General features: G+C 40.2%; 18 protein-coding genes and 1 pseudogene. 10 read left to right on the forward strand and 9 right to left on the reverse strand.

Annotated elements, in window-relative coordinates; translation table 11 throughout:
* Positions 1-38: 38 nt before the first annotated feature.
* Positions 39-761, forward strand: a complete 723-nt coding sequence (sanA, locus tag Xvie_RS09235) for an outer membrane permeability protein SanA (RefSeq protein ID WP_086109037.1) — start codon at positions 39-41, stop codon at positions 759-761.
* Positions 762-876: 115 nt separating this feature from the next.
* Here the strand turns inward: sanA and yeiB are convergent, their stop codons facing one another.
* From yeiB to Xvie_RS09250, 3 genes are all read right to left on the reverse strand, one after another.
* A complete protein-coding gene (yeiB, locus tag Xvie_RS09240) occupies positions 877-2,022 on the reverse strand; it encodes a DUF418 domain-containing protein YeiB (protein WP_244175559.1) in 1,146 nt (381 codons plus the stop codon).
* Between the two features lie 27 nt (positions 2,023-2,049).
* A complete protein-coding gene (gene folE / locus Xvie_RS09245) occupies positions 2,050-2,718 on the reverse strand; it encodes a GTP cyclohydrolase I FolE (RefSeq protein ID WP_086109039.1) in 669 nt (222 codons plus the stop codon).
* 238 nt (positions 2,719-2,956) lie between these two features.
* A complete protein-coding gene (locus tag Xvie_RS09250) occupies positions 2,957-4,141 on the reverse strand; it encodes a YbfB/YjiJ family MFS transporter (protein WP_086109040.1) in 1,185 nt (394 codons plus the stop codon).
* Positions 4,142-4,387: 246 nt separating this feature from the next.
* Here Xvie_RS09250 and moeA point away from each other — a divergent pair, with 246 nt between their 5' ends.
* A complete protein-coding gene (gene moeA / locus Xvie_RS09260) occupies positions 4,388-5,644 on the forward strand; it encodes a molybdopterin molybdotransferase MoeA (protein WP_086109042.1) in 1,257 nt (418 codons plus the stop codon).
* Positions 5,645-5,656: 12 nt separating this feature from the next.
* Positions 5,657-6,412: a molybdopterin-synthase adenylyltransferase MoeB gene (moeB, locus tag Xvie_RS09265; protein WP_086109043.1), complete on the forward strand. Its 756-nt coding sequence runs from the start codon at positions 5,657-5,659 to the stop codon at positions 6,410-6,412.
* 126 nt (positions 6,413-6,538) lie between these two features.
* On the opposite strand, the gene Xvie_RS09270 is transcribed toward moeB, so the two are convergent.
* Positions 6,539-8,134, reverse strand: a complete 1,596-nt coding sequence (locus Xvie_RS09270) for an ABC-F family ATPase (protein WP_086109044.1) — start codon at positions 8,132-8,134, stop codon at positions 6,539-6,541.
* 176 nt (positions 8,135-8,310) lie between these two features.
* Here Xvie_RS09270 and Xvie_RS09275 point away from each other — a divergent pair, with 176 nt between their 5' ends.
* Complete coding sequence (locus Xvie_RS09275; RefSeq protein WP_086109045.1) at positions 8,311-9,309, forward strand: Gfo/Idh/MocA family protein; 999 nt, start codon at positions 8,311-8,313, stop codon at positions 9,307-9,309.
* 726 nt (positions 9,310-10,035) lie between these two features.
* Positions 10,036-11,364 carry an AAA family ATPase gene (locus Xvie_RS09280; RefSeq protein WP_086109046.1) on the forward strand — a complete coding sequence of 443 codons (1,329 nt, stop codon included), beginning with the start codon at positions 10,036-10,038 and terminating at the stop codon, positions 11,362-11,364.
* Positions 11,365-11,523: 159 nt separating this feature from the next.
* Here the strand turns inward: Xvie_RS09280 and Xvie_RS09285 are convergent, their stop codons facing one another.
* Both Xvie_RS09285 and Xvie_RS09290 read right to left on the reverse strand, forming a co-directional pair.
* On the reverse strand, positions 11,524-11,988 hold the full coding sequence (locus Xvie_RS09285) for a GNAT family N-acetyltransferase (RefSeq protein WP_086109047.1): 465 nt from the start codon (positions 11,986-11,988) through the stop codon (positions 11,524-11,526).
* 23 nt (positions 11,989-12,011) lie between these two features.
* On the reverse strand, positions 12,012-12,626 hold the full coding sequence (locus Xvie_RS09290; RefSeq protein WP_086109048.1) for an LOG family protein: 615 nt from the start codon (positions 12,624-12,626) through the stop codon (positions 12,012-12,014).
* Positions 12,627-12,768: 142 nt separating this feature from the next.
* Between Xvie_RS09290 and rhtA the strand changes: the two genes are divergently transcribed.
* The 3 genes and pseudogenes from rhtA to Xvie_RS09305 all read left to right on the forward strand — a co-directional run bounded on the left by rhtA (position 12,769) and on the right by Xvie_RS09305 (position 14,522).
* Positions 12,769-13,659, forward strand: a complete 891-nt coding sequence (gene rhtA / locus Xvie_RS09295; RefSeq protein ID WP_086109049.1) for a threonine/homoserine exporter RhtA — start codon at positions 12,769-12,771, stop codon at positions 13,657-13,659.
* Positions 13,660-13,858: 199 nt separating this feature from the next.
* A pseudogene (dps, locus tag Xvie_RS09300) lies at positions 13,859-14,134 on the forward strand (DNA starvation/stationary phase protection protein Dps); the annotation flags it as partial.
* A 166-nt stretch (positions 14,135-14,300) separates the two neighbouring features.
* On the forward strand, positions 14,301-14,522 hold the full coding sequence (locus Xvie_RS09305; RefSeq protein WP_086109051.1) for an alkylphosphonate utilization protein: 222 nt from the start codon (positions 14,301-14,303) through the stop codon (positions 14,520-14,522).
* Between the two features lie 606 nt (positions 14,523-15,128).
* On the opposite strand, the gene dinG is transcribed toward Xvie_RS09305, so the two are convergent.
* Positions 15,129-17,264 (reverse strand): ATP-dependent DNA helicase DinG, encoded by a 2,136-nt coding sequence (gene dinG, locus Xvie_RS09310; RefSeq protein WP_086109052.1) that lies wholly within the window; start codon positions 17,262-17,264, stop codon positions 15,129-15,131.
* A gap of 252 nt (positions 17,265-17,516) precedes the next feature.
* Here dinG and Xvie_RS21560 point away from each other — a divergent pair, with 252 nt between their 5' ends.
* On the forward strand, positions 17,517-17,672 hold the full coding sequence (locus tag Xvie_RS21560; RefSeq protein ID WP_167376254.1) for a hypothetical protein: 156 nt from the start codon (positions 17,517-17,519) through the stop codon (positions 17,670-17,672).
* 40 nt (positions 17,673-17,712) lie between these two features.
* Complete coding sequence (sseA, locus tag Xvie_RS09320; RefSeq protein WP_086109054.1) at positions 17,713-18,552, forward strand: 3-mercaptopyruvate sulfurtransferase; 840 nt, start codon at positions 17,713-17,715, stop codon at positions 18,550-18,552.
* A gap of 139 nt (positions 18,553-18,691) precedes the next feature.
* On the opposite strand, the gene Xvie_RS09325 is transcribed toward sseA, so the two are convergent.
* Positions 18,692-18,946 carry a GlsB/YeaQ/YmgE family stress response membrane protein gene (locus tag Xvie_RS09325; protein WP_086109055.1) on the reverse strand — a complete coding sequence of 85 codons (255 nt, stop codon included), beginning with the start codon at positions 18,944-18,946 and terminating at the stop codon, positions 18,692-18,694.
* A gap of 250 nt (positions 18,947-19,196) precedes the next feature.
* Complete coding sequence (gene dusC, locus Xvie_RS09330; RefSeq protein ID WP_086109056.1) at positions 19,197-20,180, reverse strand: tRNA dihydrouridine(16) synthase DusC; 984 nt, start codon at positions 20,178-20,180, stop codon at positions 19,197-19,199.
* Position 20,181 lies beyond the last annotated feature (1 nt).

Below are 20,181 nucleotides of genomic sequence, written 5' to 3' on the forward strand. Positions count from 1 at the left end.
GCATTAGCTCATCAGCACATATAAGGCAAATAAAAATCATGTGGAAGCGCTTGATTACTGTTCTCATTTTTATCATTGCTGTCCTTATGTTGACAGCCATTATGCTTGATCGTTGGATTAGCTGGAAAACCGCTCCTTACATTTTTGATAATGTCGATCAACTCCCTAAACGAGAAGTTGGTATGGTACTTGGTACATCCAAATATTATAAGGGAGGTAAATATAATCAATACTATTCCTACCGGATTCAAGGTGCTCTTAACGCTTACAACAGTGGAAAAGTTAAATATTTGCTATTGAGTGGGGATAATGCCAACAAAAATTATAATGAGCCACTAACTATGAAGACTGATTTAATCAAGAGAGGGGTTCCAGCCAGCAGCATTGTCATGGATTTTGCCGGTTTCAGGACATTGGACTCGATTGTCAGAACCCAAAGAGTGTTCAATACCGACGATTTTACTATCATTACTCAGCGTTTCCATTGTGAACGAGCTGTGTTTATTGCCATGTATTCAGGTATAGCAGCACAGTGTTATGCAGTTTCCTCCCCTAAAAATATGATGACGGTTCGTTTCAGAGAAGTATTGGCACGTCTCGGTGCTTTGACGGATCTCTATATTTTAAAGCGTGAGCCTCGCTATTTAGGCAAACCAGAGTCTATTCCTGTCCAACATACCGTACCAACAGGAATACAAGGGTATCCTGCGGTATCACCGGAAGAGTTACAAGAATTAGAAAAAAAACCACACAAGAAATAAGAATGGACTACAAATCAACACGATCTATTTAATCACAAATCTTTCAAGTTGCAGTTCATCTGCGGAACTGCAACTTGAAATCCATAGGGTATAAAACTATAGGAAAAATACCTTTCTAAAACTTACCTGCCAATTTTGCTGTTAAACTACGCCAGAGCTTTTCCATTGGCCCTTGAGAATAATGTTTCAACCACCAGCAAGCAAACCAGATATTGAATGTCCAGATAAAGGGAATAAATGCTATTAGCTCCAAGCGATTAAAATGATCAAATAACCCAAAACGATAGAAAATCGTAGTACAAATCAATGTTTGCAATAAGTAGCTACTCAGCGCCATTCTCCCGACCTGCCGGAGCCAAAAAGTGATTTTCCAACACGAAATGACAGGCCAAAATCCATAAATCAATGCGATATAACCCAATCCAAACAACGGTGTTGCCAATTCACTGATGGTAGAGCGGACAGTCAATACTGCAAAATAACTATGGGGATATAAATACAGTATCGACAAGGCAATACATTGAATCACTATACCAGCAGGAATTAGGCATAATGCTAATCGACGGTAATGCCTGTGACTGAATTCTCCTTTTAACCAACCGTTGCGCATTAATTTTGCACCACAAAGCATAATACCCAACGCTTGCCAACCATATTGCACAATCACCAAAATTATCGCAGCACTTACTTGGCTAATACGGTGCTCTATGGACAATAATCCACCGTCAGTTTTCCTGATGGTTTCATTAATAATATCATCCAGTGTAGGCTGCCAGAATGGGCTACCCTCTTCTAAAGGAAAGAGTCCCAAAAGGTAAAACATCATCACGCCAAATAAAAAGAAAGTGATCGCTGTGCCAAACAACTTCTGACGGGTATTGATAAAATGCCATGCCAGCAACCCAACAACGCCATATGACAGCAAAATATCGCCATCCCACAGCAAGACACCGTGCAATAAACCAATAACAGCCAAAACCAGTAACCTGGAAATATTCTCGCCGCGCCCACGCCGTCGAAGCAATTCAAGTGCTGCCCCGAACAACAATGTCAAGACGAACAGAAATTTCCCCTGAGTAAAGGTATTCAAAACAGACCATATCATGACATCAGAAAATGAGACTGAATCTTTATAAAACGGATTCAGAGCGGCTGCATATGGTAAGGCAAAACTGAAAATATTCACCAACAATATTCCCAAAATGGCAAAACCACGCACACCATCAAGTATCTCTATTCTCTTGCGTATTACCTCATTCAAACTACACTCCATAAAAATAGAAATTCATTATGATAAATGCAAGTGACGCACAGCACGCAGGAATTCCTGTCGTGTATTCTGACTGGTTTTAAATAAACCGCCCAAAGAAGTCGTTGTCGTGGTACTGGTCGCATCGCGAATACCGCGTGCTTTCACGCAATAATGAACAGCATCAATGGAAACAGCAACATTATTAGTGCCAAGCAGAGTTTGTAATGCAATTAAGATCTGTTGTGTCAAACGCTCCTGCACTTGTGGACGCTGTGCAAAAAACTGAACGATGCGATTAATCTTCGACAAACCAATCACCTTATCCTTAGGAATATAAGCAACTGTGGCTTTGCCATCAATCGTGACAAAATGATGTTCACAAGTGCTGGTCATTGTAATATCACGCACTGTCACCATTTCATCCACTTTCATTTTATTTTCTATCAGAGTAATTTTGGGAAAATTGTTATAGTCCAACCCTGAAAATATCTCATCCACATACATTTTCGCGATACGACCCGGCGTATCCGCTAAGCTATCATCCCTCAAATCGAGATTTAACAGCTTCATAATTTCTGTCATGTGTTCTTCAATACGCACTTTACGTACCTCAGGCTCCAAAGTTTGTTCACGTAATGGGGTTTCAAGACCACGGGCAACCAGTGCTGAATGCACCAACGCAGCTTCTGTACTTAGGGATGACATCAGTTTCTCCAAGGTAAATACTTTCCGTTACTTGCCGGTAAATCGGGTGATTATTTTACGAAGATACCAGTGAATGTAACACCGTACGATATCTGCTTATCTTGCTGTATGTACTTCTTCTATGCTCTATTTCTTCTACGGACTGCTTCTATGGACTACAAATCCAGTTTGTTTCCACTCGTATATTATATCAGCAAGTTACTACATCTGTTATACCGATATATCATCAATGTCCACATCAAGATGTTTCTCGATGAATATTGGTGCGATAAAATACCAGCACTCCGGCAACAAGCAACCCAATAAATGCAATATACAAAGCAGGTTCCAGTTTTCCTGTCAGCCATGTCGAAATCGCCGACAACATTGGCCCTACCAACTGCCCCAGCGCATAGCCCGTGGTCAACACCCCCGCCATATAACGGGCATGATTCGGAGCCAATTCACGACCATACTGCAAAGCCAGCTGCACCACACACATAAAACCGCCACCTACCAGCAATGCTCCAATTATCAGGCCACCAATGTTCGGCAACATTTCCGCAATCAGAATGCCCAACGCCTGAAGCCATAACGTAACCGCCAAACGGACTCGAGGTGTTGATACATTACGCAACAAAATTCCCAGCACAATGCCAATGACCGAAGCTCCACCAAATATTGGCCAGACAAATTGAGCAAATAAGCTATCAGGAAAACGCTCTGTCGCCATTTGAGAAAGAAATGTCGCAGGTAAAATATAACCAAATCCGGCCAGACTATAACTCCACGCCAATCGCTTGATTTCCGGTGTCAGATTGAGTTTCTCGACTATAGTTTGCGAACGATTCAATGCACCACTGCGGGGCAGATGAAAACTGACATAAATACTGAGTAATAGCGCCAAAATACCATATAACATCCATGCACTGGCTGCACTCATCTGCCAAGATTGGATCCCAATTGCCAGCATACCACTGATAAAAATCCCCATGCCTGGCCCAGAGAAAACAGCCGCACTCAACCCTGGGCGATTCAATTTCCCTAATTCTTCATTCGCCCATGCAGCTACCAGTACCAACGCCCAACCGCTTGCCCAGCCAATAAAAAAACGGGCAAGACTGTGTAATATTGGCCCATCCAACAATGCGGAAAGCAGAGTAATAACTACAGCTCCCCATAACCCGCTCCATAAACGATATTCCACAAAACGCTGAGCCCGCATTGCATCATATGAACCCGCCAGATAACCGAGATAATTGAATGCTGCAACGATTCCCGCCCCAGTTAATGTGAATTGGGATTCCGCGATCATCAATGGAACTTGTGGGGTAAAAGTGAAACGCCCTATGCCCATTGCTACAACCAAAGCGAGAAAACCGCTTAATGCAATCTGAAAAGCTTGATAGTTACGATTCTGAGGTGCAACAATTTGATTTTTCATAGTGATTAAATAGTAATGGAATTAGTTGTTTTAGCAGGCTTTATTCGTTTATAACAAATCATGAATATAATATATATCTTTTCTTAACCCCCCTTTTTCTTTACAGCCATCGACATTCCCCATCAACGCAATCTTTGCCATAATGCATTCAATGCAGAATAATTGCTTCAAAAATAAACGATTAAAGAATAAACGCTTGTCAGCAATCTGTGATAACCGCAACGTACGGCATATAGGGAGTTTTTTATGAATCACTGTCATACTTCAGATTTAATCTCACTTGAACAGGCACTAGAAAAATTATCGGCACAAACTGTCCCTCTAACAGCTATTCCTTTGGTAACAACAGAAACCATTAATCTGACCGAATCTGCGGGTCGAATTACCGCCACTGATATCATTTCCCCAATCAACGTTCCCCCTTTTGATAATTCGGCAATGGATGGCTATGCCATTCGCCTTGTTGATCTTAATGAAAACCAGATCTTACCAGTGTCAGGAAAAGCGCTGGCCGGAGTTCCGTTTCAGGGAGAATGGCCAACAGGCAGCTGTATCCGCATCATGACTGGTGCCCCCATTCCTGCCGGTGCTGATGCGGTTGTGATGCAAGAGCAGACGGAAGTTACTGAAACAGGAGTTCGCTTCACGCATCCTATACAACAAGGGCAAAACATTCGCTCCATTGGGGAAGATATCACCCAAAATGCGGTAGTATTGCCAAAAGGAATCAAGCTCTCCACGGCACAATTACCACTGATTGCTTCACTCGGCATTGCAACGGTTAATGTTGTCCGCAAGCTAAAAGTTGCTATTTTTTCTACCGGTGACGAGTTACAAGCTATCGGAGAACCCTTGCAGGAAAGTCAAATTTACGACACCAACCGATTTGCTGTCCGCCTGATGCTGGAAAAAATGGACTGTGAAGTTATCGATCTTGGCGTGATCCGCGATGATCCTGATATATTGCGCCAAACCTTCATCGAAGCAGATAAACAAGCTGATTTAGTGATTAGCAGCGGTGGCGTTTCTGTTGGTGAAGCGGATTACACCAAACAGATTTTAGATGAAATAGGAAAAATCAGTTTTTGGAAACTCGCTATTAAACCGGGTAAACCTTTTGCCTTTGGTAAATTGGAAAATGCTTGGTTCTGCGGTTTGCCGGGCAATCCTGTTTCTGCCGTGCTCACATTCTATCAATTAGTACAACCATTGATTGCCCATCTATCGGGTTTCACCGCATGGCAACCGCCAATACGTCTGACAGCCAAAACGGTAACACCATTGAAAAAATCCCCCGGCAGATTAGATTTCCAACGTGGTATCGCTGCCCTCAATAAAAGCGGGGAATTAGAAGTACAAACCACCGGGCATCAGGGTTCCCATATCTTTAGTTCCTATAGTCTCGGTAACTGTTTTATCGTCTTGGAGCGGGAACGCGGGTACGTTGCTGCTGGTGAAACAGTACAAATCGAATTTTTCAACCACTTGCTGAAAAATCAATAAGATAATAAATCAATGACTATCGAACTTACCGATGAAGAAACTTTGCGTTATAACCGACAAATTGTCTTGCGTGGTTTCGATTTCGACGGGCAAGAAAAACTAAAATCTGCCAAAGTACTGATAGTTGGTGCGGGAGGCCTCGGTTGCTCGGCTTCCCAATATCTTGCTGCGGCTGGTATTGGAACAATTACTCTGCTGGATTTTGATACAGTTTCCCTTTCCAATCTGCAACGGCAAATTCTCCACCGCGATGAGCGCATTGGTATGGCAAAAGTGCATTCTGCATCACAGACTTTACGGGAAATCAATCCACACGTCACCATCAATCCCATAGAAGGACTATTGAGTGATCCGGAATTAGATGGGTTAATCAGACAACATGAAATTGTGCTCGATTGTACAGATAATGTTGCCATCCGCGAACAACTCAATCGTTTGTGTCATGGACATAAAATACCATTGGTTTCTGGTGCAGCCATTCGTATGGAAGGCCAGCTTTCTGTCTTTACTTACCAACCGGAAGAGCCTTGTTATCGCTGCCTGAGCCGATTATTTGGTGAAAACAGTCTGACTTGTGTTGAGGCGGGGGTAATGGCACCGCTAGTAGGCACTATCGGTTCCTTACAGGCGATGGAAGCTATTAAGCTACTGACTCAATATGGAAAAAGCTGCTATGGCAGAGTGATATTGTTCGATGCCATGACAATGCAATTTCGTGAAATAAAATTGCCTAAAGATCCTCAATGTGAGATTTGCCGGGATCATTGAGCATATCCCCTATGAATTTCAAGAAGCAGCCAACGAAGCTGCAACTTGAAAGACGGTGGGTATAGCCCCGTAAAATCATCGGGGCTATTAACATCACATTAGGTAATAACATCACATCAGGTAAAATTATTCAGCAATCCCTTGACTGCTCAGATACTCATCATAAGTACCTTTAAAATCAACAAGTTTATCGGATTTAATTTCCAGAATGCGGCTGGCCAGTGAACTGACAAATGCGCGGTCATGGGAGACGAAAACCAACGTTCCTTGGTAAAGTTCCAGCGCAAGGTTCAAAGATTCAATGGATTCCATATCCAAGTGGTTGGTTGGTTCGTCCATAACCAGAATGTTAGGTTTGTGCATCATCAGCTTGCCGAACAACATACGGCCCTGTTCACCACCAGAAAGCACACCAACTTTCTTCTTGATATCATCCTGACCAAACAGCAAACGGCCGAGAATACCCCGCACTGCCTGTTCATCATCGCCTTCGCGTTTCCATTGGCTCATCCATTCAAAAACCGTCATATCACAGTCAAAATCACTGGCGTGATCCTGCGCGTAATAACCAATAGTGCTGTTTTCAGACCATTTGATCGTACCGCTGTTTGGATTTTCTTCGCCAATCAGCGTTTTCAGGAAGGTCGTTTTACCGATACCGTTTTCACCGATTACCGCCATCTTTTCGCCGACTTCCATCAGCAGGTTCAGGTTCTTGAACAGTGGACCATTATCGTAGCCCTTGGTCAAACCTTCCAATTCCAGTGCATTACGGAACAGTTTCTTATCCTGCTCAAAACGGATATAAGGATTCTGACGGCTGGAAGCCTTCACTTCTTCTAATTGGATCTTATCAATCTGACGGGCACGAGAAGTCGCCTGTTTAGATTTAGAAGCATTAGCACTGAAACGGCTAACGAAAGACTGCAATTCAGCAATCTGTGCCTTTTTCTTCGCATTATCTGCTTGCAGACGCTCGCGCGCTTGCGTTGCAGCAATCATATACTCATCGTAATTGCCGGGGAACAAACGCAGTTCACCGTAATCCAAATCGGCCATATGAGTACATACCGTATTCAGGAAATGGCGATCATGGGAAATAATGATCATGGTACTGTTACGTTCGTTGAGCACTTGCTCCAACCAGCGAATAGTATCGATATCCAGGTTGTTGGTTGGCTCATCGAGTAGTAGAACATCAGGATTGGCAAACAGTGCTTGCGCCAGTAATACACGCAATTTCCAGCCCGGAGCGATTGTACTCATCAAGCCATAATGCTGCTCGACAGGAATGCCGACACCCAGCAACAATTCTCCGGCACGCGCTTCCGCACTGTAACCATCCATCTCACCATAAGCGACTTCCAGATCAGCCACGCGATAGCCATCTTCTTCGCTCATTTCTGCCATCGCATAAATGCGGTCACGTTCCTGCTTGACTTCCCACAGCTCCGAGTGACCCATGATGACGGTATCCAACACGGTATATTCTTCGAAAGCAAACTGATCCTGACGCAACTTACCCAAACGTTCATTAGGATCAAGGCTGACGTTACCGGAGGTTGGGATTAAATCTCCGCCCAAGATTTTCATAAAAGTAGATTTACCTGCCCCATTCGCACCAATCAAACCATAACGGTTGCCGTTGCCGAATTTGACAGAAATATTTTCAAACAGTGGCTTGCTGCCAAACTGCATAGTAATGTTGTTTGTACTTAACACAACTGTTGCTCTTAAAGTGGATAAAAAGGGAGTTTATAAAATCGATAGCCGCGCATTATGCCACAACAGGAGAAAAGTATCGCCAGAATGCGTTACCTAGCTGTAAAATCAGAGCGACACATCAAGTAAGATACTGAATTTTAAAACTCAGCAATTTGATATACCGGAAAAATACAATGCAAAAAGTAAGATGGGGTATTATAGGTTGTGGTGCTGTCACCGAAGTAAAAAGTGGCCCTGCTTTTTATAAATTGGAGAGTGCAGAATTAGTTGCAGTAATGCGCCGCAACATAGATTTAGCTAAAGATTTTGCTGAACGGCACAATGTCCGAAAATGGTATTCAGATGCCGAATCTCTGATTAATGATCCGGAAATTGATGCCGTTTACATTGCTACCCCGCCCTCAACCCATAAAAAATATACTATTTTGGCAGCACAAGCCGGAAAAAGTGTTTATGTCGAAAAACCAATGGCATTAACATTCGAAGAATGCAACGAAATGATTGCCATCTGCCGATTTCAAAAAGTCTCGCTATTCGTCGCTTATTATCGCAGGGCATTGCCTAGGTTCATAAAAATAAAAGAGTTAATTGACTCTGGAGCAATTGGTACACCACGCATTGTAAATTGCATGCTTTTCAGAGAAATGGCTTCTATCTATCAGGATCCTGATAATTTACCGTGGTTTGTAAAACCAGAAATATCTGGTGGTGGCTTATTTGTTGATTTAGCTTGCCATACACTTGATATATTGGATTTCCTGCTTGGTAAAATTATCTCAGTTAAAGGCCATGCTAGCTCACAAGCAAAAGCCTATCCTGCCGAAGATTGTGTTTCTATGTCATTTATGTTCGAGAATCATATCCAAGGGGTTGGAATTTGGAATTTTGTCGCCAGTTCTCGTGAAGATAAAGTCGAAATTATAGGAACAAAAGGAAAAATAATCTTTGCAACATTTGGTGATTCTCCTATTTCATACTATGACGAGAATAACCAACTACATCAATATCATTTCGAAAACCCAAAACATATTCAAATGCCGTTAATTCAGACAGTTATTAATGAAATACAAGGTAATGACAGTTGCCCATCCAATGGAGAATCAGCCGCTCGCACTAGCAGGGTTATTGATGAGGTACTAAAAGAATATCGTTCGGCTTCAAGCTCTCTTTAATAAAATCATTCTTTTAATCAATTAAGTGTTGTTAATTTTAGAACCAGTAAAATAAACTCACCTACAGATATTTTGAAGATAATTGACTGTATGATGCATTCACCTCAAATAAAAACAATAAATTGTTTAATCCCAGATGGTGACATTTTAATTTATGGAGATGAAATATTAAAACTTTAAATATAATACAATTAGTTAGATTAACATGAATTTGATTTACACATAAAGGAAAAGGGAGAGGATAACGACTATACCATGAGATTAATTAAATAATATCATGGTATTCTCATTGTAAAAAATGAAGGAAACGTTAATTTATTTCCTAAACTTAAAGTAAACCCTTCTAACCTTATCTCAGAATTTTGTTTGCAGTTTGAATCTTGCTATGCTAAATAATTAGCGGTGGGTTACAGTAGAATCCCTAGGTGCATGTTTGGTGGAAAAATGAGTAATCATTTCGAATGATGCAATACAAGATCAATTAATTAAATATCATGTATTCGCATTTTGCTATATTAGCGGAAGATTATTCTAATCAATTTGCAGATGATATTAAGTTAGGGCATCTGTCGGACAAAGATCGTTATCATTTAACAAGGTATCAAAATATGATGATTTCTAAATATGATTTACTTTCTTATGGATGCATATCCACCTAGAAAATAGGATATTTTTTACATTTATTTCCATTCTTATGGAAAAATATTAAGTTAAGAAGGAACAAATATGTTTGAATGGTTTTCTACACTATTCACCCATTTTTCATCTGCGTTTACAAATCAAGAATCAGTACGAACGGCAACAATTACCTTAGCTACCGGCGCTGTCATCGGCGGAGTGAGCATATTATTGGTTAGAATTCCCAGTTGGTTTATGAACACTATTTGGAATCAATTATATACTGAACTCTCATTTAATAGTTCGTCTGCTAGTGATGATGATTATAACCAAAAGCAATATATGGCTTTCCTCGTGTGGTTATCCAAAAATAAATGGTTTGGATATTTATCCCGTACCATTACCATTGATTCTGCTGATGATGGTGACGACGACAACAAGTATACTAAAGGACACGGTCCTGGATTGGGCACACACGTTTTCTTTTGGAAAAGACGACTATTCTGGGTTTATATCAGCGAAAAGGAATCTCAGGGTACATCAATAAGTAAATATCATATTTCAATCAAGTCTCTTGGTCGAAGCCATAAACCTCTGCTTAATCTCTTAAATGAGTTTTCCATTAAATCAAAAAATGATAATAGCCTGTCTATTTATAAGGCATCAGAAGATTATTGGCGATGGATGACGTATGGAATAAAAAGGGATATAAATACGATTTTCATTAATGATGGTATTGTTGATAATATTCTTTCGATTCTCGATAGATTCATAAAAGAAAAAGACTGGTATCGCCAAAATGGGTTGAACTATAAAATCGCAATTTTGCTTTATGGCCCACCAGGAACCGGGAAAAGTACATTAATCCGCTCAATAACAAGCTATCTTAATCGTACATTATACATTTATGAACATTCTTCTTACAAAAGAGACAATCTATCTATGCTATTACAATCCGCCACAGGGGGTGTAGTATGCATGGAAGATATCGACTCTGTTCGTGCAGTGAGATCGAGGGAAGACGATGAAGATAATCTTCCTGTTGACGATGAAAGAGAGCAACCTAATACTACAAAAGTACCCAGCCAAATTATGAAATTTAATGTTGATAATGGTGAATCATCCTCTATTCTAAATGCTATCGACGGCGTTGTTGGTTTGGACGATGTGATTATTTTTGCTACAACTAATTATCCGCATAAATTGGATAACGCTTTTTTACGAGATGGCCGAATTGACTATCGTATTGAGATTCCTACAATGAACAGGAAAACAATCGATAGATTTACACAACATTATTACAATCGAACTATTCCTAGTGATATCAATATTAAAGATATACCCGGTGCGACTATTCAAAAGTATTTTTTGGAAAACCGTGATGATTATGATAGATTTCAGGATGCGATTGTTAAACATAGATACAAAAAACTTTAAATATATATTATTTAAATGTTTCGCATGTTGGCTGGTCATCTTTTTCATTCTTACCAATTACTGGTGAAATATAAGATATTGGTTATATGCAATTCCAAATCAGTTATTACGATATTAACCATCAAGAGGCTACTTTGATGGTTAATATATTATTTTAGGTCACAAAGCAATCGCCATGGTTCTACTTACTTCTTGATACCCTTCCCTTGTATAAAAGCGTATTGCTTCAACATTCTCAGATAATGCACTCAGTTCAAGATGTGAATAATGGTTTTCCTGCGCCCATCTTTTCATTCCAGTCAGTAACTTCTGACCGATACCGAGATTTCTGGCATTTGGATTGACAACTAAATCGATAACATAGCCATAAGTTCTGGGGACAATACAGTTAAAAGGAGGTGTCTTTTGCTCCTGCGCAATAGAAAAACCTCTAATAACACTATTCTCATCCTCCGCAACGAGCAAATGAAACTTAGCATTATTGACACTGGAAACAATGAAATCTCTGTCTTGTTCAGCGGATTGCAATCTATCTGGCTGCAACACAGCCATTTCACTGAACAATATATTATAGAGAGATAAGATATCCTCAATATCCTGCATAGAAGCTGTTCTTATTACCATAATATGCTCCCGAATCTTTCCAATCACCTAGTGTAAGTTTTTACCGAAGGAACGGTGTAATCATTAAAACGATCAAGTAATAAAGCAGGATCTTGTTCAACAATTGCCATATGACGATATTTTTCTTGCAGGAATTGCTCATCAGCCATTTTATTAAACATGGAAATCAAGGGGTCATAAAATTGATTAATATTGAGAATGCCACAAGGCTTATTATTTAAACCAATCATACTCCAAGTCAAAATCTCACTGAATTCTTCCAATGTACCAAAACCCCCCGGTAAAGCCACAAACCCCTCCGCCAGTTCGATCATTTTGCTTTTGCGCTGATGCATGGTTTCTACAACATGGAGTTCAGATAGGCTCTTATGAGAAATTTCCCGCTCTTCCAGCAACGTTGGGATCACTCCAATAACTTTTCCACCTTCTTTCAGAACAGTATCCGCTACAGTCCCCATAATTCCTACACTAGCACCACCATAAACTAAAGTTATACCGCGTTTCACTAATTCTTTCGAAAAATATATTGCACTTTCTTTATAAATTTCAGATACGCCCATACTTGAGCCACAATAAACTGCAATACTCTTTACAGAGCCATCTCTTTCTAAAGAATTTTTTACCGTAATCTCTTTCATTACTAAACTCCATTATTGTTGTTTTAATTTCTGGTTATACGATAGCCTAACAAATATACAATTGATAATACAGTTGAGTTATACCTGTTTCACTGCGAAGATGGCGGCTCTTAAATAACATGTTGTAACTGAGGTTTTCTAAATGTCTCTTCCCAAACATCGGGCAGCTTCTTTCCCATTGCTTCCTGTGATTTTATTGTTATTATCAATGACATCAATTCAAGCTGGAGCCTCACTGGCTAAAACGGTATTTCCTGTCATTGGTGCGCCTGGTGTCACAGCTCTGAGACTTGCATTAGGAACGATTATTCTATTTCTGATTTTTAAACCGTGGCGCCTGAAATTTCAGCGATCTTCACTAATTCCCCTTTTTGCCTACGGCATTTCACTAGGGGCAATGAATTACTTATTTTATATGTCATTATCCCGAATTCCTCTTGGCATTGCCGTTGCACTTGAGTTTACCGGGCCTTTGGCGGTCGCAATGTTTTCTTCCCGTCGCCCTTTGGATTTTCTCTGGATTGCCTTGGTCATTGCTGGATTAAGCTTCCTGTTGCCGATTGGAGATAATATCAATACTCTCGATCCCATTGGTATTATATATGCTCTGGGAGCCGGTGTTTTTTGGGCGCTTTACATTATCTTTGGGCAACGTGCCGGAGCAGGCTATGGCGCCGCAACTGTCTCTATTGGTTCACTAATAGCGGCTTTTATCTTCTTCCCAATCGGGTTAATACAGACTGGCTCTGAAGTACTTTTTAATGCTTCATTACTGCCTGTTGCCTTGGGAATCGCCATTTTATCCACCGCATTTCCCTATACTCTGGAAATGATTGCTCTGACTCGCCTGCCAGCCAAAACATTCGGGACATTTATGAGCCTTGAACCTGCATTGGGAGCATTATCAGGTATTATCTTTCTTAATGAACATTTGACAGTAATTCAATGGATTGCTCTTTTCTGCATTATTTGTGCTTCTATGGGTTCCACCTTAACTATTAAGCAAAAAACTAAAATAGAAAAAATAGAGTAATTACTTTTAAGATATTGATGCTATTAGCTCAAATCGGAGAAAGTTCTTTATTCTCCGGTTTTTTATATTCATAAATTACCGAGCAACATAATAGCTATCAATTCAATAGAGATGGGAAATATGACTTCCGGCAAATGATCAGCTAAATTTATTCTGTTTAATGAGATAATTCATTAAACAGAATTAATGAGACATTATCATGAATACAGAAAAATTAATCAAAAAACAACCTTCTGGCCTGATTTATACCCGAAACAATATCGATGAAGGTGTTAAACAGAGAACGATTTTTGCCTTGAATCATATAGTGATCCAATTTATCGGTCTATCCATGCTAACTAAGCAGGCTCACTGGAACATGCATGGCCAGAATTTTATTGCTATTCATGAAATGCTGGATGATTTTCGCAACACCGTTACGGAACATCTTGATACATTTGCAGAACGAGCAGTTCAATTAGGCAGAACAATGCTATTAAGGTCACACCTGTGGCCTTTTTTACATCAATTATCATTATTGGTGAAAAAAAACATTAAAAAATAGAAGTTATAATCTTAAAAACCACACTAACCTTTAAAAAAATCATTTTTCTCTCTATAATCCCTGTTTGATTTAAAAATAAACATGAGGACTCTGTAAGATGGATACCGAAGTCAAAGATTCTAACGGCGCATTGCTGAATGATGGTGACTCAGTTCAGGTTATCAAGGATCTGAAAGTCAAAGGCACTTCCAAGACGCTAAAGCGCGGCACTCTGATCAAAAATATTCGCTTGACTCACCGCGAAGATGAAATTGAATGTAATGCTGATAAAATCAAAGGGTTAGTTCTGAAAACCTGTTTCCTGAAAAAAATAGGATAAATAAAGGTTACAAACCCATTTTTAAATAAAGGATAAATAATATTAACTTTTATATTATTTATCCTTTTTATTAACGGAGTTAAAAATAAAATAATATTATGTTACATCGAAATTGAGCATCAACTGCTACCCTTACCAGTCAAGTTTCTCCGCAAAAAATAAAAATTTAACATATAAAATCAATCCATTAAATACTAAACTCATACAGAAAACATCATAAAAACAGAAAATAGATTTGAATTTAAACAAAGAAAATTTATTATAACTATGTCTTTTTTAAACATAGATTAAAAGGTATTGAAAATATTGAAATTTATATAAAGGTCATAATATGAAAATTTTATTTGCTCTATGCACAGCCATTTTTCTATTAACATCATGGAATACATCTGCAACAGAAATAAAACGGCATAACACACCTAAACAATGTGAAGCACGTGCACGCACCATATGTGCCAAGCATATAAAGCACCATAAGAAATATAAATTTTGTCTTAAAGAGGTATATAACACATGTATTCGCCAATAGACCTTGGCATAACCTTAACTTTATTCTTATTTATATTTAGCTACGATCATCTTTCGGATAAATAACTCATCCCTGAGTTATTTATCTTTTTTCATTATCTCCAACTTTTTTTCTGATGGCACATTTGGTCGTTCAATTGGAAATACAGGCAAAGAATTCAATAAACGCGGCCCATAACGTTTGGTCAATAACCGATTGTCATAAATTACCACATCACCATAACACTCATGGCTACGAATTAGTCTTCCTACTTGTTGGATCAAGTTAAAAGAAGCGCTGGGTAAACTCTGTACTTCAAATGGATAGCGTTTCAAAGATTTCAGCCACTCGCTTTCAGTAATAATCACCGGATTGGTTACGGGAGGAAATGCGATTTTGTGGATATGGACTTGTGAAAGATAATCACCTTTTAGATCCAATCCTTCTGCAAACGACTGTAATCCAATCAGTACGCTGGCTTGCCCTTCATCAATGCGCTTGCAATGTGTTTCTACCAATCGATAACGGGGCTGATCACCTTGTACCAATAACATCAACCGCAAATCTGTGACAAAAGTGAGGAAACCCTCCATGGCTCGTTGGCTGCTGAAAAGTACCAACATTCCCCGATGCTTCTCTTCCAACACCTGAGAACGAAAATAGCGCGACATCTCTTCAAGATGCTGCATTTCATTTTGTATGGTCGGTTCCTGTGTCATTTGGGGAATGATCAAACGCCCTTGCCGTACATGTTCAAAAGGCGATGACAGAGAAACAAAACGATCATTATGATTTTCGTGTAATCCGGTGAGTTCCTGAATACGGGAAAAACTATTCAATGAACGCAATGTAGCCGATGTCACTACAACATGGGGAATGCTGCGCCATAATAGCTGAGTTAATTGTTCACTGACCCGAATTCCCGCACAGTGAAAATAAAGATGTGATTGGTTTTTCTCATAGCGGCGCGTTAACCATTTTGATATTGGTGCATGGGAAGACTCTTCTTGTGAAGCTAAACGCCACAATTTTGCCATATTCTCAAAATAGCCCAATGTCCGGCTGGTTTGCAAAATGGCTTGATGCAATCGGACAATATCCTGTTTGGCAGTCTGATCGCTCAAATCATTTAAAATCGCTTCCGCTAAATCACGCAATCCATCAGTGAGTTTAAATAATCTCTGGCAGCACAGTAGTAAACTATCCGGTAATTTTCCCAACTCAAACAGGTATTCTTCCGCTTCACTACGCTCAGGCAAGAACGCCTGAGTCATCTCCGTCATTTCCTTGAAGTATTCACGAATTGTTTCACAATGCTTTTGTAAACGGGGAATGTTTGCCAAAGCAGGCGGTTTCATTGGCCGAAATTGAGTCAGATATTGCTCCACATGACGAACAAATGAATCTAACTGTCCATTAAGCTGGAATAATGTAATTTCCCCTTCAACCTCCAGTGAATCCCGTGCCACCTCGGGAATATGATGCCCCTCATCCAAAACCAACAGCAGATTTTTTGCCTCCGGTAAAACTGATTCACTTTCCAACGCAGCCATAACCAAAGAGTGATTAGCAACAATAACATCGACATCTTCAATTTCCCGACGGGCGAGAAAAAATGGGCAACGGTGATAAAATTGGCAGTTTCGTGCGAGGCAATTCATTTTATCTGTACTAATTTTTGCCCACAGTGAATCCGATAGTGCCAGTTTATGGTGATCACGTAAGCCATCCCATACAAACGTCGTATAATCACTGCGCAATTGGCGACATAATTCCCGTTCTTCACCATTCGCAATTTCAGTTCGGTCTTCAACCAGAAACATTAAGTCGATTTGCTCTCCCTCTGCGGCACAAATTGCCTCCAAATTACGTGGGCAGACATAACGAGCACGACCAAAAGCACCGGTGAATTTAAGATCAGTAATAATTTTGCGCAGCAGAGGCAAATCCTTGCTGTAGATTTGATCTTGCAGAGCAACATTGGCTGTACTTACCACCAACGGTTTTTGCTCTGCCCGGCTGACAGCAATTCCCGGAATCAGGTATGACAACGTTTTCCCTACTCCCGTTGGTGCTTCTATGACTAAGTGCCGACCTCCTTCATCCGCCAACGTTTTTGCAACCTCTGCAATCATTTGACGTTGGGGTGCGCGTGGAATGAAACCATCAATATGAGTAGACAATGATTTATACCATTGACTAATCTGATTTTTTGTTGAACTAGAAAGTGCCATGTGTTTTGCTGCTTAAAAATGGGAGAACCATTCTCCCATAGAGTTGATTTCAAATCAGCCTTATATGGTCATTACTGGGAAACCGTTTCCAGCTTTTTGTTATTAGTGCAAAAACAGTCAATGCAAGAAAAGCGGTTATCGCTTGTCTGGAATGCAGAAGCCGATATACTTTTGGCTTTCTATCTTTTGACTTTTTATTGCTGTTATAACTCTTTCTTAAGAGTTTTTATTAAAACCTTATTGGATACAAAAATGAAAAAAATCCTGCTCATTATCATCATATTATTTTCTATCGGCTCAATTGGTGGAGTCTTTCTGGCTGGGTTAAATATGTATACTCGATCAACAACACCAATAGAAGAGCCACAACAGATTCAGCAGGAAAATACTCCGACAGGGCAACATTAAATATATTGGCTTTTATCGGTAACACCAGATGAGGAAGCGCATGAAAAATGAATATTTTGTCAGTCCACAGTGGTTAAACGAGCATCTCCATGATGCGAACGTCGTTGTCATTGATGCCAGCGCCCCAATGCCCACTCAATCCATTGACTATCACCAACTCTGGTCAGAAAAACACATTCCGGGCGCACAGTTTTTTGATCTTGATAAAGTCGCCAACCTACAAACCAACTTACCGCACATGCTGCCAGAGCCGGAAACATTCCTCCAAGCAGTTAACAAAATGGGCATCAGCGAAAATCATCTGGTGGTAATTTACGATCAGGGAAATATGTTCTCCGCCCCACGGGCATGGTGGACATTCAAAATCTTCGGTGCCCGCCATATCCGTATTCTTGAAGGGGGATTACAAGGTTGGCAACAGGCAGGCTATCCAACTGTATCGGGAAAAGTAACTCGTTCACCAGAGGTTTTCAATATCCAGTTTACACCTGAAAAAGTCTGCTCTCAGGCACAGATCCTTGATGTCCTCCATAACAATGCGCCAGTGCAGTTTGTTGATGCCAGGGCAGAAGACCGTTTTCAGGCAAAAGTGCCAGAACCCCGCCCGGGCTTGAGAATGGGGCATCTCCCCGGTGCTAAAAATGTTCCATGGACAACCTTGATTGATAATGGAAACTATAAATCAGTAGAAGAAATCGCGGCGATATTCCGTAAACAAGGCATTGATTTAAACCGACCTATCATTACCAGCTGTGGTTCTGGAATGACCGCTGCTGTTTTAGTTTTGGGGCTTGATATGATTGGTCACAAAGAAGCAGAATTATACGATGGTTCTTGGGCTGAATGGGGAGACAATGATTCACTGCCACTAGAAAAATAAATACTGAAAAAATAGGTGATTGAAGAAATAGCTCATAAAGAATAGACTTAAAAATAGACAGTAGCAAAGGGCATAAAATTAATATGCCCTTTCTTGTTATTAATCATATGGATTTTGAGTGTTAAAAAAACATGTAAAGTTATCGATTAGAAATTTTGTTATATACAAATAAGATAGCCATCGCGCCAATAACCGCAATAATTAAACTCCCCAAATTAAAACTACTTATTTTTGCCACTCCAAATAATTTACTACTGATATACCCACCGCCGACTGCCCCCACAATACCTAAAATCATCGCCGTAATGCTGCTAATGTTGTTATTCCCCGGCATAATCCGCTTAGCAAACAATCCGGCAAGTAGGCCAAAAATAATCCACGACAGGATACCCATATATAATCCTCCAAAAAGTAACTGGCTTTTTAGTTTACGTGTTTAATTGTATTTCTATGTCCTAATTTAAGGCACTAATGAAAAGAATTGCAAATTATAAGAAAAGATATGTTTCAATAATTATCAATATTTATATCAATGCCATTGATATAAATAATTAGCATTAACAATAACATTCATCACATTTAGGATATCACTCTTAGAGAAAAGACGAACAAACTCGCCTGCCAGTTCAATGACTATTTTCAATTTAACAAACCGGAAGCTCTGGCTCGATTTCATATAGCGGTAAACATCTATTCACTGCATAGGAAATAATATTGGCAATTTCAGCAGATGTTTTTAATGCTCTGATTTGCATGAATAATTCATCTGCTTCATCATACTCTTTACGCAAATATCCCAACCATTGCTTGATACGGGCAACATGATACAACCCCGTATCACCCTGCTTTTCCAGATAAGTATATTTTTGCAGTAGCTTAAGCACACCGCCCCAAGGCATCCTTGATTCGTTATATTTAATCACTCGGCTCAAGTTTGGTATATGCAGTGCGCCACGGCCTATCATTACAGCATCACATCCTGTAATTTTGATGCATTCCTGTGCACTCTGCCAATCCCAGATTTCACCATTGGCAATCACAGGAATGGAAAGGCGACGCCGAATCTCGCCTATCGCCTCCCAGTTGATCCGTTCTGCTTTATAACCATCTTCTTTGGTTCGCCCATGCACAACCAGTTCAGTTGCTCCTGCCTGCTGGACTGCATCCGCAATCTCAAACTGGCGTGAATCAGAATCCCATCCCAGGCGAACTTTTACCGTTACTGGCAAGTGTGCAGGAACGGCTTCACGCATGGCTTTGGCTCCCTGATAGATGAGTTCGGGATCTTTCAGTAACGTAGCACCTCCACCACTGCCATTTACGGCCTTGGACGGACAACCACAATTTAAATCAACACCCCATGATCCCAACTCAACTGCCCTAACTGCGTTTGCTGCCAACCATTCTGGATACTGACCGAGAAGCTGAATCCTAACGGGTGTTCCCGATGGGGTGCGGCTCTGATGATGCAGTTCAGGGCACAGCCGGTAAAAAGATTTTACCGGCTGCAAGCTGTCAACCACACGCAGGAATTCTGTGATACAAAGGTCATAATCATTGACTTCACTCAACAATTCCCTGACCAGAGAATCCAGAACACCTTCCATCGGAGCCAGCAAAACGCGCATG

It is taken from the genome of Xenorhabdus vietnamensis, assembly GCF_002127535.1.
Classification (GTDB): domain Bacteria; phylum Pseudomonadota; class Gammaproteobacteria; order Enterobacterales; family Enterobacteriaceae; genus Xenorhabdus; species Xenorhabdus vietnamensis.